Origin of the sequence: Bacteroides graminisolvens, from assembly GCF_963666085.1 — a bacterium.
Taxonomy (GTDB): Bacteria; Bacteroidota; Bacteroidia; order Bacteroidales; family Bacteroidaceae; genus Bacteroides; species Bacteroides graminisolvens.
Map to the genome: position 1 here is coordinate 3284178 of NZ_OY762556.1, position 15186 is coordinate 3299363.

12 protein-coding genes and 2 tRNA genes are annotated in these 15186 nt (G+C 43.6%); 8 read left to right on the top strand and 6 right to left on the bottom strand.

What is annotated here, in order from left to right; genetic code table 11:
• Positions 1-18: 18 nt before the first annotated feature.
• Together ACKPCE_RS13790 and ACKPCE_RS13795 are read left to right on the top strand one after the other, a co-directional pair.
• Positions 19-1086, top strand: a complete 1068-nt coding sequence (locus tag ACKPCE_RS13790; protein WP_319505613.1) for a sensor histidine kinase — start codon at positions 19-21, stop codon at positions 1084-1086.
• Positions 1083-1781, top strand: coding sequence for a LytR/AlgR family response regulator transcription factor (locus ACKPCE_RS13795; RefSeq protein ID WP_276962254.1), 699 nt, complete (start codon positions 1083-1085; stop codon positions 1779-1781). The genes ACKPCE_RS13790 and ACKPCE_RS13795 overlap by 4 nt, the downstream gene beginning before the upstream one ends.
• 295 nt (positions 1782-2076) lie before the next feature.
• Here the strand turns inward: ACKPCE_RS13795 and pgl are convergent, their stop codons facing one another.
• Genes pgl through gnd form a run of 3 tightly spaced genes read right to left on the bottom strand, consistent with a single transcriptional unit; the run spans position 2077 to position 5804 of the window.
• The gene (gene pgl, locus ACKPCE_RS13800; RefSeq protein ID WP_024995784.1) at positions 2077-2787 is read right to left on the bottom strand and encodes a 6-phosphogluconolactonase; all 711 of its coding nucleotides are present in this window, start codon (positions 2785-2787) and stop codon (positions 2077-2079) included.
• A complete protein-coding gene (gene zwf, locus ACKPCE_RS13805) occupies positions 2784-4307 on the bottom strand; it encodes a glucose-6-phosphate dehydrogenase (protein ID WP_319505984.1) in 1524 nt (507 codons plus the stop codon). Before zwf ends, pgl begins: the two co-directional genes overlap by 4 nt.
• A 24-nt stretch (positions 4308-4331) precedes the next feature.
• Positions 4332-5804: a decarboxylating NADP(+)-dependent phosphogluconate dehydrogenase gene (gene gnd / locus ACKPCE_RS13810; RefSeq protein ID WP_276962250.1), complete on the bottom strand. Its 1473-nt coding sequence runs from the start codon at positions 5802-5804 to the stop codon at positions 4332-4334.
• Between the two features lie 108 nt (positions 5805-5912).
• Here gnd and ACKPCE_RS13815 point away from each other — a divergent pair, with 108 nt between their 5' ends.
• The 4 genes from ACKPCE_RS13815 (at position 5913) to ACKPCE_RS13830 (ending at position 10958) form a co-directional block, all read left to right on the top strand.
• Positions 5913-7085, top strand: coding sequence for a dicarboxylate/amino acid:cation symporter (locus ACKPCE_RS13815; protein ID WP_319505614.1), 1173 nt, complete (start codon positions 5913-5915; stop codon positions 7083-7085).
• Positions 7086-7091: 6 nt separating this feature from the next.
• Positions 7092-8174 carry a GDP-mannose 4,6-dehydratase gene (gmd, locus tag ACKPCE_RS13820; protein ID WP_276962247.1) on the top strand — a complete coding sequence of 361 codons (1083 nt, stop codon included), beginning with the start codon at positions 7092-7094 and terminating at the stop codon, positions 8172-8174.
• Between the two features lie 7 nt (positions 8175-8181).
• The gene (locus ACKPCE_RS13825) at positions 8182-9225 is read left to right on the top strand and encodes a GDP-L-fucose synthase family protein (protein ID WP_319505615.1); all 1044 of its coding nucleotides are present in this window, start codon (positions 8182-8184) and stop codon (positions 9223-9225) included.
• 74 nt (positions 9226-9299) lie between these two features.
• Positions 9300-10958 carry a long-chain fatty acid--CoA ligase gene (locus tag ACKPCE_RS13830; protein WP_319505616.1) on the top strand — a complete coding sequence of 553 codons (1659 nt, stop codon included), beginning with the start codon at positions 9300-9302 and terminating at the stop codon, positions 10956-10958.
• Positions 10959-11024: 66 nt separating this feature from the next.
• Here the strand turns inward: ACKPCE_RS13830 and ACKPCE_RS13835 are convergent, their stop codons facing one another.
• Both ACKPCE_RS13835 and ACKPCE_RS13840 read right to left on the bottom strand, forming a co-directional pair.
• The gene (locus ACKPCE_RS13835) at positions 11025-12686 is read right to left on the bottom strand and encodes a putative transporter (protein WP_319505617.1); all 1662 of its coding nucleotides are present in this window, start codon (positions 12684-12686) and stop codon (positions 11025-11027) included.
• Between the two features lie 59 nt (positions 12687-12745).
• Positions 12746-14095, bottom strand: a complete 1350-nt coding sequence (locus ACKPCE_RS13840) for an MATE family efflux transporter (protein WP_319505618.1) — start codon at positions 14093-14095, stop codon at positions 12746-12748.
• A gap of 243 nt (positions 14096-14338) precedes the next feature.
• On the opposite strand from ACKPCE_RS13840, the gene ACKPCE_RS13845 reads away from it, so the two are divergent.
• Positions 14339-14428 (top strand) — tRNA-Ser (locus ACKPCE_RS13845).
• A 46-nt stretch (positions 14429-14474) separates the two neighbouring features.
• Positions 14475-14547 (top strand) — tRNA-Glu (locus ACKPCE_RS13850).
• Positions 14548-14619: 72 nt separating this feature from the next.
• Here ACKPCE_RS13850 and ACKPCE_RS13855 read toward each other — a convergent pair.
• Complete coding sequence (locus ACKPCE_RS13855; protein ID WP_319505619.1) at positions 14620-15129, bottom strand: flavodoxin; 510 nt, start codon at positions 15127-15129, stop codon at positions 14620-14622.
• Between the last annotated feature and the right edge of the window lie 57 nt (positions 15130-15186).

Sequence of the window (15186 nt, forward strand, 5' to 3'; positions counted from 1 at the left end):
AATTGTATATTTGTAAATATGAAACAACCTGTTAACACCAAGCCGTTTGGCGTAATCATACATATCATCAGCTGGGGTATTGTATTTGGCTTCCCGTTCTTCTTCTTAGAGCGGGGAACCAATGTGTTCAATTGGAGCATCTACCTGCGGCACATGACAGTTCCTCTGGCTTTTCTTATTGTGTTCTATATCAACTATCTTGTTTTAATTCCACGTTATTTATTCACTAATCAGAACCGGAAGTATATCATTTATAATGTCTTTTTAGTGATAATAATGGGAATTGCACTTCAAGTGTGGCAAGAATTGAGTTTCACTTTAATGGAACCTAATATTCCCAAACGAAAACCGAATGCACCGCCCAAGTGGATATTCACACTCAGAGACACGGTCAGTCTTATCTTTACCATCGGATTAAGTGCTGCCATACGCATGAGCGGCAGGTGGCGTGAGTCGGAACTGGCTCTTCGTGAAGCTGAAAAGAGCAGAACGGAAGCTGAGTTAAGGAATTTGCGTAACCAGTTAAATCCGCACTTCTTACTCAACACGCTGAATAATATATATGCATTGATCGCATTCAACAGTGATAAAGCACAGCAAGCTGTGCAAGACTTGAGCAAACTGTTAAGGCATGTACTTTACGAGAACCAACACACGTATGTGCCACTGGGACAGGAAGCCGATTTTATTCAGAATTACATTGAACTGATGCGCATACGCCTTACCGATAATGTTAAGGTGGAAACTGTCATTGACATCCAACCGGAAAGCAAGACATTCATTGCACCACTTATTTTTATCTCGCTCATTGAAAATGCGTTCAAGCACGGCATCTCTCCTACCGAGCCTAGTTTTATTCGCATTGTACTCAACGAAAAGCCCAACCTCATTTACTGTGAGATAACCAACAGTAATTTCCCAAAGAATAAAATGGATAAGAGTGGTTCGGGCATCGGACTAGAGCAGGTAAGCAAACGCCTTGAATTACTTTATCCCAACCATTACAAATGGGAAAAGTATCTGTCGGCCGACGGAAAGGAATATATTTCTAAATTATATCTCACCCCAACAAACAACAGATTATGATATTGAATTGCGCAATAGTAGACGATGAACCTCTTGCACTAAGCTTGCTGGAGAGTTACGTTAACAAAACTCCTTTCCTCAACCTAACAGGAAAATATTCAAGCGCCATGCAGGCCATGAAAGAATTGCCCGACATGAAGGTAAATCTTTTGTTCCTCGACATACAAATGCCGGAACTTAACGGATTAGAGTTTTCGAGAATGGTTGACCCTCAAACACGTATTGTATTTACTACGGCTTTCGGTCAGTATGCTATTGACGGATACAGAGTCAATGCGCTCGACTATTTATTGAAACCGATCTCTTACCCTGATTTTCTGCAGGCAGCCAATAAAGCACTTCAATGGTTCGACCTGGTTCAAAAGCCCGAAGAAAAGGAAAGTATTTACGTAAAAAGTGACTACAAGCTGGTACAAATTGAATTGAAAAAGATACTCTACATAGAAGGGCTAAAAGATTACATCAAAATTTATCTGGAAGATTCTCCTAAACCCATACTCTCTCTGATGAGTATGAAATCAATGGAGGAACTCTTACCTGCCAATCGTTTTATGCGAGTGCACAGATCATATATCGTTCAAAAAGAGAAAATACGTATCATTGATCGCGGAAGAATTGTTTTTGATAAAACTTATATTCCTATAAGCGACAGTTACAAACAAGCCTTTCAAAGTTTTCTTGATGAAAGAAGCTGATCTTTCAGCCGTTTCGTCGATAAAAACCTAAATTTTATTGATTATTGTTTGCGTATTAAAATATTCTCTTTATCTTTGCACCGAACAGATAGGAGTTGTGAAACTCCGCAATAGAATAGTTTAGTTAAGTCTAGTTTAGTTTTTGTGTTAGTATCCTCCTTCCGGTAGCGTCCGGGTAAGGAGGATATTTTTTTTATATATCCCATATTTCCTGCTCAAAATAAAAAAGCCTGCCCCCTTTCGGAAGACAGACTTCATTACACATATTACAATCAAATAATCAAAAAAATATTCTTTATTTAAGCTTAGCAGCTGCACTCTGATCAAGGAATAATTCAACTTCACGTGCGTGATGCGCCACATAAGCAGCCGGACCCGTATCGCCCGACATACAAATCTCAGACACTACATCAGCCTTTTCTTTTCCCATAATCAGGAAGATAACCTTTTCGGCATTGATAATGGGTTGTCCAGTCAACGCAATCCGACTCTGACCACTGTTGGGATTATAAGTAGCCTCGTAAACTTCTGATGAAGTAAGCAAGTGTTCTTGTCCCGGAAAAATAGAAGAAGTATGTCCGTCATTACCCGCTCCTAACAACACAATGTCGAATACAGGCATATCGTTTTCCACGGGTAAGTTTTTCCTTACCAGATGTGAGTAACGAACAGCTTCATCAGCAGGCTTATTCTCACCCATTATCCTGAATATGTTTGAATGCGGAATGGGGACTACGTCGAGCAATAACATACGCATCATGCCGTAATTGCTCTCAGAGTTTTCCGGGCGAACACAACGTTCATCAACCCACCAAACTTTAATACGTTCCCAAGGAGTTATATTACTATATTCATTTGCCCACACATCAAACATCAATGCGGGAGTTGAGCCACCACTGAATGCAATATGAAAGACCTTTTCGGGTTCATCATTCAAAAGTTTAATGAGATGCAAAGTTAATGCACGCGCCGTTTCTATGGAAGATGGATAAATGAACCTTTTCATAACTCGCAATATTGATCAGTATTCGTTAAATTCTTACAGGGGTTGGTCCACTCTGCTCCGTGTTCATGCATCATTGCTTCACTTTCAAGGGGGCCCCAGGTGCCGGCCGGATAGCCATACAAAGGAGCATCTGCATTGCTATTCCAATAGTTCAGCACCGGATCAAAGAATTTCCAGGAAGCCTCAACAGCATCACTGCGAGTAAAGAGCGTTGCGTCACCTAAAATACAGTCTTCTATTAGTCGCGCATAAGCATCGCCCGAAGGTACACCTCCCAGTTTATCATAACTAAAGTCCATGGTCACTTGTTTGATTTCAAAGCCTGGTCCAGGCATTTTCATTCCAAACTTAAGAACAATCCCTTCGTTAGGCTGCAAACGCAAGATAAGTTTATTCGCCATTGGATGCTCATTTCCATCTGCAGAGCGAAACACCTGGTGAGGAGTTTCTTTGAAGTGCACAACAATCTCCGTTACCTTGGTCGGCATTTGCTTACCTGTGCGAATATAAAAAGGCACTCCGCTCCATCTCCAATTACTGATACCCAGCTTCATAGCGATGTATGTTTCTGTACGTGATTCGGGATTTACTCCTTTTTCCTCACGATATCCTTTCTTTGAATTGGAAGCCGTATATTGACCTCTTACAATGTGTTCGTTCAAATCAACTTCATTTAAAGGAGTCAGCGACTCATATACCTTCACAACTTCATTTCGGAAGTTATCGGCATTGAACACGGCAGGTGGTTCCATCGCTGTAAGTGCCACCAATTGAATAAGGTGGTTTTGTACCATGTCTCTCAAAGCTCCTGCTGTTTCATAGAAACCTCCACGCGACTCAATACCTAGGTTTTCAACGGCCGTCACCTCCACATAATCAATGTATTTTCTGTTCCACAGAGGTTCAAATATACCATTAGCAAAACGAAATGCCAACAAGTTTTGCGCTGTTTCCTTACCAAGGAAATGATCAATACGATAAATCTGCCTTTCTTCAAAAACAGAAGAATATATCTTATTAAGCTTTTGTGCCGACTCCAGATCATAGCCAAAAGGCTTCTCAACAATGATGCGTGAATTTTTGGTATTCAGCTTCCACTTTTTCAAATGCAGAGGTATCACACCATATAAAGAAGGAGGAGTAGCCAAGTAAAACAAAACATTATCCGGACGCTCTTCACCTCCCAGTTCTTCCAGTCTACAGCTTAACAATCCGTATTCTGATTCAATGGCAGGATCAATAGATAAATAGTATAAATGAGAAATAAACGCATCTATCCATGTTTCATTCTGATCTTCTTCCTTAATAAATTTCTTAATCTCATCCAGTATATACGAACGATATTGGCTATCTGAATAAACCGTTCGTCCCACACCCAGTATGGAAAATTCCTTTGGCAAACGATTATCTTTAAACAAAGAGTAAAGTGCAGGCATCAACTTACGCTTGGTCAAATCGCCCGAAGCGCCGAAGATTACCATTACAAAAGGTTTGTCTGCCGTGTATATGCGATTATTCATCATAACTCATTCAAATTACAAAGATTATACATTATAAGTACCCGACTTGGTATCACCACCATGTCCGGTCCAGTTTTCATGGAAGAAAACTCCCCTAAGATTATCAACACGTTCAAAAGTATGCGCTCCGAAATAATCGCGTTGAGCTTGCACCAGATTAGCGGGCAACTTATCTGAAACCATTGAGAAGAAATAATTCAATGCTGAAGAGAAAGCCGGTACGGGAAGTTCCTCACGCATAGATTGTGCAACCAGGTTTTTCCATCCCGGTAGTAACTTCTTCATTTCTTCTTTAAAATAAGGAGCCAACAACAAATGTTCAGGTTTGTCGGCCGCTTCGAATGCAGCCGCAATATCATTCAAAAACGCACTTCGAATAATACATCCTCCACGCCACATGCGGGCTATTGAAGGCAGATTTAAATTCCAACCAAAAGTATCCGATGCCTTTTTCAAAACAGCAAATCCTTGTGCGTACGATACTAGTTTAGAAGCATAAAGTGCAGAATAGATATCCTTCACTAATTCAGGTTTATTGTATACAGCCTGCAGATGTCCATGCTGATAAGCCTTAGCAGCCGTTTCACGCAATCCTTTCTGCGCAGACAAGCTACGTTCAAATACTGCGGTAGCAATAAGTCCCAGTGGCATACCCAACTCCATCGCATTGATAACCGACCATTTGCCCGTTCCTTTTTGTCCGGCTGCATCCAGAATCTTATCAACCAAATAGCCGCCTGCCTTATCTTTATGTTTCAATATATTAGCCGTAATTTCAATCAGGTAACTGCGAAGTTTCCCTTCATTCCAATTTGCAAAGATGGAAGACATCTCCTCATTGTTGAGGCTCAACAACTTCTTCATGACCCAATAAGCCTCACCTATCAACTGCATGTCACCATACTCAATACCGTTGTGAATCATCTTCACAAAATGTCCCGAGCCAGCCGGTCCAACCCATTCACAACAGGGTGTACCGTCGGAAGCCTTTGCAGCAATGCTTTGCAAGATAGGTTTTACGTGAGGCCATGCAGCTGCAGAACCTCCCGGCATGATAGAAGCTCCATTTAATGCTCCTTCTTCACCGCCTGATACGCCGGAACCCACAAAGAAAAATCCTTTTGACTCAGTCAGCTCCACCCTGCGATTCGTATCTTCATAATTAGAGTTTCCACCATCAATCAAAATATCACCGGGCGACAGCAGAGGAAACAACTGCTCCATCAATTCGTCGACTGCACTTCCCGCACGAACCATCATCATGATTTTACGAGGAGCCTCGATTGAAGCTACAAAATCCTTTATATCAGTGAATCCTTGTATATTTTTACCCTTAGCTCTGCCGTTTACAAAACGATCAACCACACCTTCTTCCACACCCGGAACAGTACGGTTATAAACTGAAACCTGCCAATTTTTACTTTCCATGTTAAGGGCCAGATTTTCGCCCATAACAGCCAGACCAATCAGTCCGATATCTGTTTTTTTGTTGCTCATAATTGTTTGCTGTATTTTTTTAGTTTGTTATTTTTGAGTATAACGATAAGTCAAAGGTATTTGTTCGTGAGAAATTACTACTTTTGCCGATAACAAGAAATACAAGGTATGAGAAAAATACAATTCGGACTACTGTCGCGTATCATTATTGCAATTCTTATAGGGGTTGTTTGCGGTAATTTCTTACCACTACCCCTGATACGTATATTTGCTACGTTTAATGTTCTTTTCAGCGAGTTTTTAAGTTTTTCCATTCCTCTTATTATTCTCGGATTGGTTACCGTGGCAATCTCCGATATTGGTAACAAAGCCGGAAAACTATTGCTCATTACCGTTCTTATCGCATACGGGGCCACATTATTCTCAGGTTTTCTTTCGTATGCAGTAGGAAGTGCTTTCTTCCCTGGCATCATTACACCGGGAAGTTCGCTGGCCGAAGTCGACAAGATTCCCAATGCAATGCCTTATTTTAGCATCTCTATTCCTCCTGTAATTAGCGTAATGACTGCACTTGTGCTTTCATTTACACTCGGATTGGGGCTGGCAAGCATGCGTGGCGGAGCGTTGAAAGAAGTAGTCAATGACTTCCAGGTTATCATTGTGCAACTCATTAATCGGGTCATTTTGCCTTTTCTGCCTATTTATATATTCGGCATATTTCTTAATATGGCACATACAGGTGAAGTATATTCCATACTAATTGTATTTATTAAAATCATCGGAATCATTTTCGCACTGCATATTTTCCTGCTGATCTTTCAATATTCGGTAGCTGCTTTATTTGTCAAACGAAACCCATTGAAATTATTGGCACGCATGATGCCTGCCTATTTCACAGCACTGGGCACCCAATCATCAGCAGCAACCATTCCCGTTACCTTGGAACAAACCAAGAAGAACGGCGTATCGCCAGATATTGCAGGATTTGTAATTCCCTTGTGTGCAACCATTCATCTGTCGGGCAGCACCCTGAAGATTGTAGCTTGTGCACTGGCCTTAATGATTATGCAGGGCATGCCATACGATTTCTATTTATTCGCCGGATTCATACTGATGCTAGGCATCACCATGGTAGCTGCACCAGGCGTTCCGGGAGGTGCTATCATGGCTGCACTGGGTATTTTACAATCCATGCTTGGTTTCGGAGAGGCTGAACAGGCATTAATGATTGCTCTCTACATTGCGATGGATAGTTTCGGGACAGCCTGCAATGTAACAGGCGATGGTGCCATTGCACTTGTCATCGATAAAATAACCCACAAAGAAAACTACATGAAGTAACAAGATATGAAAAAAGTAGCATTAATCACCGGTATCACCGGACAAGACGGCTCGTTTCTGGCCGAGTTCCTTTTGCAGAAAGATTATGAGGTACATGGCATTTTACGCCGTTCATCTTCATTCAATACAGGACGCATTGAACACTTGTATTTTGACGAGTGGGTGCGCGATATGAGACAAAAGCGATTAATAAACCTGCACTACGGTGACATGACCGACAGCAGTTCGCTTATCCGCATCATCCAGATGGTACAACCCGATGAAATCTACAACCTGGCTGCACAGAGCCATGTCAAAGTATCCTTCGATGTACCCGAATACACCGCCGAAGCCGATGCCATCGGCACCTTGCGTATGCTCGAAGCCGTGCGTATCCTGGGACTGGAAAAGAAAACCAAGATCTATCAGGCCTCTACATCCGAGCTTTACGGACTCGTTCAGGAAGTTCCCCAAAAGGAAACTACCCCGTTCTACCCCCGTTCACCCTACGGTGTGGCCAAACAATACGGCTTCTGGATTACCAAGAACTACCGCGAAAGCTACGGCATGTTTGCCGTTAACGGCATCCTGTTTAACCACGAAAGCGAACGCCGCGGCGAAACTTTCGTTACCCGCAAAATAACACTGGCAGCCGCCCGCATAGCGCAAGGTTTCCAGGACAAACTCTACCTGGGTAACCTCGACGCCCTGCGCGACTGGGGCTACGCCAAAGATTACGTGGAGTGCATGTGGCTCATCCTGCAACACGATGTGCCCGAAGACTTCGTGATTGCCACGGGCGAATACCACACCGTTCGCGAATTTGCCACCTTGGCCTTCGAAGAAGTAGGCATCACCTTGCGCTGGGAAGGTAATGGAGTCGATGAAAAAGGTATCGATACCGCCACCGGCAGAGTACTGGTAGAGGTAGATGCCAGATACTTCCGGCCGGCCGAAGTGGAACAACTATTGGGCGACCCTACCAAGGCACGTACCCTGCTGGGCTGGAACCCCACCCAAACCTCATTCCCCGAACTGGTGCGCATCATGGCAGCACACGACATGAAGTTTGTTCGCAAGCTGCACCTGCGTCAGGAACTGGACAAGTAAGAACAAGATGGAAAAAGATGCAAAGATATATGTGGCAGGACACCGCGGACTAGTGGGTTCTGCCATCTGGAACAACCTTCTTCAGAAAGGATATACCAACCTGATCGGTAAGAGCCACCACGAACTCGATTTGATGGACGGTGTGGCCGTTCGTGCCTTCTTCGATGCCGAACAACCCGAGTATGTGATTCTGGCTGCCGCTCACGTGGGAGGCATCATGGCCAACAACACCTACCGGGCGGATTTCATCTATAAGAACCTGCAAATTCAGCAGAACGTGATTGGCGAAAGCTTTCGTCACAACGTAAAGAAGCTGCTCTTTCTGGGCAGCACCTGCATCTATCCGCGTGATGCCCACCAACCCATTAAAGAAACGGAACTGCTTACCGCACCGTTGGAACAGACCAACGAGCCGTACGCCATAGCCAAGATAGCCGGACTGAAAATGTGTGAGAGCTTCAATCTGCAATACGGCACCAATTACATTGCCGTGATGCCCACTAACCTGTACGGTCCTCATGATAACTTCGACCTGGAACGCAGCCACGTGTTGCCTGCCATGATACGAAAGATTCACCTGGCTCATTGCCTGAAAGAGGGTAATTGGGAGGCGGTGCTCAAGGACCTGAACCTCCGTCCCGTGGAAGGTGTAAACGGACAGTACAGCCAGGAAGAGATTCTCCACATCCTAAAGAAATACGGCATCAGCGAGAGCGGCGTGGAACTTTGGGGAACGGGTACTCCGTTGCGTGAGTTCCTCTGGAGTGAAGAGATGGCCGATGCCTCGGTATTCATTATGGAACAGGTGGATTTCAAAGATGCCCGTTCACACATCAACATCGGTACGGGAAAAGAGATTACCATCAAGGCACTGGCTGAATTGATCATGAAAACGGTTGGTTACACGGGAAAGCTGACGTTCGACAGCAGCAAACCCGACGGTACCATGCGCAAGCTTACCGACCCTTCCAAACTGCATGCGCTGGGCTGGCACCATCGCATTGAGATTGAAGAAGGAGTGCAACGGATGTATGAATGGTATTTGAAATAAAGCCTCTTTTTTATTTGCTATACCCAGATAAAACCATATATTTGCACAGATTTAATTTAAATGTGCAAAAAACAATGGAACAAAGTTTTATCGCTTACATCGAAAACAGTATTAAAAACCATTGGGATCTTAACGCCTTAACAGATTACAAAGGCGCCACCCTGCAGTATAAAGACGTTGCCCGCAAGATAGAAAAGGTACACATCCTTTTTGAAGAAAGCGGTATTAAGAAGGGAGATAAAATAGCCATCTGCGGTCGTAACAGTTCCCACTGGGGAGTCAGTTTTTTGGCTACGCTGACATACGGAGCAATTGCAGTTCCTATTTTGCATGAGTTCAAGGCCGATAATGTACATAATATAGTGAATCATTCCGAAGCCAAACTTCTGTTTGTGGGCGATATGGTGTGGGAGAATCTCAACGAAGCTGCCATGCCCCTCATTGAAGGAGTCGTGCTGATGAATGATTTTTCATTGCTGGTATCGCGAAGCGAACAACTCACAGCCGCTCGCGAACACCTCAACGAACTTTTTGGAAAGAAATACCCCAAGAACTTCCGCCAGGAACATATTAACTATCACAAAGATCAGCCTGAGGAACTGGCTGTAATCAATTACACATCGGGTACCACCAGTTATTCCAAAGGGGTCATGTTACCTTATCGCAGCTTGTGGTCGAACACCAAATTTGCTTTCGAGGTTTTAACACTGAAACCGGAAGACAAGATTGTGTCCATGCTTCCCATGGCGCACATGTACGGACTGGCTTTTGAGTTCTTATATGAATTCTCGGCCGGTTGCCAGATATTCTTCCTCACCCGCATGCCCAGTCCCAAAATTATCTTCCAGGCATTTGCAGAAGTTAAGCCCAATTTGGTGATAGCCGTACCACTTATTATTGAAAAGATTATCAAGAAGAACGTACTGCCCAAACTAGAAACTCCAACCATGAAGATTCTGTTGAAGGTACCTATTATAAATGATAAGATAAAAGCCGCTGTTCGCGAGCAGGTAATCAATGCTTTCGGAGGTAACTTTGCCGAAGTTGTTATTGGCGGAGCTGCTTTCAACCAGGAAATAGAACAATTCCTGCAAATGATAGAGTTCCCTTATACAGTGGGCTATGGCATGACGGAGTGCGGTCCCATTATCTGTTACGAAGACTGGAAATCATTTAAGCCTGCATCTTGCGGCAAGCAAGTACCTCGCATGGAAGTGAAAGTATTATCACCCGATCCTGAAAATATTCCCGGAGAAATTGTGTGCCGTGGGGCTAATGTCATGTTGGGCTATTACAAAAATGAAGAAGCAACAGCTCAGGTTCTCGATGCCGATGGTTGGCTTCATACCGGTGACCTTGCGTTGATGGATGCCGAAGGCAATGTAACCATCAAAGGACGTAGCAAAAATATGCTGCTTGGGCCTAGCGGACAAAACATTTATCCGGAAGAAATAGAAGATAGATTGAACAACCTGCCATACGTTGCCGAAAGTATCATTGTGCAGCAAAATGAAAAGCTTGTGGCACTTGTATATCCCGACTTTGACGACGCCTTTGCACATGGTTTGAAGAATGAAGATATGGAAGGACTCATGGAAGAAAATCGTGTGGCACTGAATGCTACGCTTCCCAGCTACAGTCAGATTACCAAGGTGAAAATTTATCCGGAAGAGTTTGAAAAGACACCGAAGAAAAGTATCAAACGCTTTTTGTACCAAGAAGCAAAAGGATAAAACAGAAAACATGATAAAACAAGAACGGCCGAAAGTAAATACTTTCGGCCGTTCTTGTTTTATCTTTTACAGAAAAAACAGAAGGATAATCTGCGCTATAATCACCCGAAGAAACATCGACAACGGATAAACAGTAGCATAAGAAACAGAAGGATTATCACCGGGAATGGTATCATTGGCGTAGTTCAGCGCCATAGGGTTGGCCATGCTTCCACAAAGCATACCCGATACAGAACCAAAATCAATCTTCATAAACTTAAATGCTATAATACCCACCAATAAAACCGGAATGATCGTCATACCAAATCCCACGCCAATCCACAACAAGCCCTCCGGACGGAAAATCGTATCAAAGAAATGTGCTCCTGCATCAAGTCCCAGACAAGCCAGATACATAGACAATCCTAATGCCCGGAGCATAAGATTGGCACTACGGGTAGTATAAGTAACCATGTGTAAACGCGGTCCGAAGGTACCAATCAGAATACCCACAATAATCGGTCCGCCAGCCAGTCCCAGCTTCACAGGCACACTTACTCCGGGCACAGCAAAAGGAATAGCCCCTAGTGCCAATCCCAAAACAATACCCACAAATACAGCCACTAAGTTAGGCTCATTTAAGCTTTTAACCGCATTGCCAAGAACCTTCTCCACATTTTGAATAGCAGCAGCCTCTCCTACTACCGTAAGCCTGTCGCCCAGCTGCAAAGTCAGTTCAGGAGTAGCCAGCAGCTGCACTCCCGCACGATACACGCGACTTATATTTATACCATACGTATTTCTAAGCCTCAACGAACCCAACTTCTTTCCATTCAATTCGGGACGAGTTACAACGATTCGTTGCGATACCAACTGCCTATCGATGGCATTCCAGTCAATATCCTCCTTGTTCCAATCCGTATTTTCTTGTTGTCCAAACAACACGGTAAGCGCTAGCACATCTTTTTCAGCAGTAACCACCAGTAAGCGGTCTCCCTCCTTAATAATCTTCTCGGAAGTAGGAATGCTAACATTACCATCTCTCCACAACCGTGATATCACAAATTTTGGATAACTCAGCTGTGCAATATCTTTAATGCTTTTATTGAAAATAGCCGGATTGTGTACTTGAAAAGCTGCTATATATGTTTTGTTGGTTTCGTCTTTTTGGTTTAGCACCAAATCTTCCTTCCTAACCAATAATTTTCTGATCAGCAATACAGCCAAAATAACTCCGATAACACCTAGCGGGTAAGCCACTGCACAACCCAGCGCAGGCGTATTACTCTCCATGCCCAGCTGTTTTAGTGTTTGTTGGGCAGCACCCAGTGCAGGCGTATTTGTTGTTGCGCCACAAAGAATACCCACCGCATCGGGCAAAGAAATACCCGTAAAAACAGTTGCCGTTATGCAAAGAGCCGTACCGAGAAGTACCACTGCAACCGCCAGCATATTCAGTGTCACTCCTTCCTTTCTGAACGAAGCAAAGAAACCCGGCCCCACTTGCAGACCGAGGGCATAAACAAAAATAACCAACCCGAAACTTTCCGCATAATTAAGCATTTGCGAATCGACCGAAAGTCCCAGATGTCCGGCCAGAATACCGGCAAAGAAAACAAAAGTTACTCCGAGTGTGATGCCGAATATCTTGACCTTACCCAGTCCAAGACCTATGGCAGAAATGAGAGATATAATAACTACAGCTTGCAGAGCCGAGTGTTCTAAAAATAAACTAGAAAGCCATTCCATCAGAAAAACCGTTAGTTGGTTACGGGCTGCAAAGATACTATTAATTCATTATCAAAAAGTCACTTTACAAAGCTTTTTTTCACCCATTTCATTCCATACCAACGGCGAACAAAGACTATCCCTCTTATATTTTCGTCAAGAAGAAAGGCTACCCACATACCGGCAAGTCCCCAACCCCAATGAACTCCAAAGAGATAACCACAACCAACGGCCACACTCCACATCACCACCAAACCCAGATAAAAAGGATAATTCACATCGCCGGCTGCTCTCAACGCATTGGTTGCAAAGATATTAATAGGTCTGCCTATTTCCAGAATCACATCAATGGCCAGTATCGTAACACCCATTCGGATAATCTGCTCGTTGGTGGTAAGCCAGCCGAATATAAAAGGTCCCATCAGCGCGGTAATTAATGAAAGACACACCGTGATCAACACCGATTTCTTCATCACGTATTTACCCAACAGAAAGGCTGCGTGCGGACGTTTCTCACCTATAAGATGCCCTATGCAGATAGCACCCCCTTGCGCAATGGCAATGCAAAACAAGAAAGAAAACATGATGATATTCACCGAGTATGTTCGGGCCGCCAATGCTTCCATTCCCAGCGCATTAATAAAATAAGTAATGACCACCTGCGAGGAACTGTACGACAACTGCTCTCCGGCCGACGGTAATCCTACCTTCAACAAATTCTTCAACTCTTTGAAAGGGAAAGGTCTGAAATAAGCAAGCGGGAACTTACGAATGTGTTTCCTGAACAAGATGATAAAGAGGATTACCATAGATACTCCCCGGCTGAAAGCAGTAGAGATAGCCGCCCCTTCGACACCCATCTCCGGAAAGCCAAACTCACCAAAAATCAATGTGTAATTACCGATAATATTCAGTACATTCACCACCACTGTAACCATCATAGGGTAAATGGCCTTATTGGCACTTCTAAGCGAAGCCGATAGAGTCAGTGAAATTGCCTGAAAGAAAGCAAATGCCCCCACGATACGCATGTAATCGGTTCCATCCTTCATTAATTCGGGAGTCAGTCCCATCCATTGCAAAATGGTTTCGTTCATGCCAAAGAGGAATAGACTGACTGACACTCCCACTACCAAATTCATAAGCAATGACACGCCTACCACCTGCACCACATTCTTGTGCATCTTTGCACCTAAGTACTGCGAACAAAGCACCGAAGTTCCCAGGTTGATCACTTCAAAAATAAGGAAAGTCAGCACAATAATCTGATTGACCACCCCCACGGCCGCCACACTGTTATCAGAATGTCTGCTCAGCATAATCACATCTACTGCTCCCAGCATCATAATTAGCAAAGTCTCAATAAAGATAGGAGCCGCCAGTTTAAATAACCGCCTCCTTATATTTTCCTGTTGAATTACCTCAGCCACTACTTTCCTCCTTTTCTTTCGGGGCGCAAAATTACTCAAAAGTAAGACAAGTTGTATTGATACACATCAAAATACATATTGCAATGAACTGATATTAAAAAAAAACAATGTATTATTCCTCTGAAAGCTAGGCGATTAGTAAATAAAGGGCTAAAAGTGCTAAAAAAATATCGCAGAAAGATTTGTGTAGTCCAAAAGTTCATCCTATATTTGCACCGCGTTTGAGAGAAAACGCGGGTTTAAGGAAGTTTGGGTGAGTGGCTGAAACCAGCAGTTTGCTAAACTGCCGTACGGGTAACCGTACCGGGGGTTCGAATCCCCCAGCTTCCGCCACGAGTCTAATTAATTGGCAACAATTAATTAGACTCTTTTCAAATCCGGTGCATTCGTCTAGTGGCCTAGGACGCCGCCCTCTCACGGCGGAAACTCGGGTTCGATCCCCGGACGCACTACAGGCTATAATAATTTAAAAGGGCTTTCATTCAATGCGAATGAAAGCCCTTTTGCTTGGCAAACTATTGAAACTAACCAATTTCTCTTTTCAACTCATTCACCCAATCTTCAATGCGAGCATCTGTCAGGTCATTTTGATTTAAGTCATCAATGGCCAACCCCACAAAAGCGCCGTTATCTACAGCTAGCGAAGTTGCAAATTCATAACTATCTGTAGGTACCTTGTTACCTATAAATGTGCAGCCTGACGCCTTCAGATCCTTATAAAGTAACCCTATACCGTCACAAAACGTATCACTGTATGACTCCGAATCGCCACAACCGAATAGAGCAACCATTTTATCGGCTAAATCTACTCCTTTAAGCACTTCAATCCCGTCATACCAATCGTCTTGCAGCTCGCCGTCGCCCCAGGTTGAAGTACCCAGAAGCAGCACCTCATACTCAGCAACTTTATCGGCCGACAAATCGGTTACGTTGTACACATCAGATTTCGACAGGTTTAACTGTTTAGCAATCTTGTAAGCAATTTCCTCGCAGGTTCCGGTAGTAGAACCAAAAAACAAAGCAACTTTCTTCATGTTCATTTAATGTTTAATATGATTCTACAAAGAAACAACAAGAGTAGCTGATAGCAA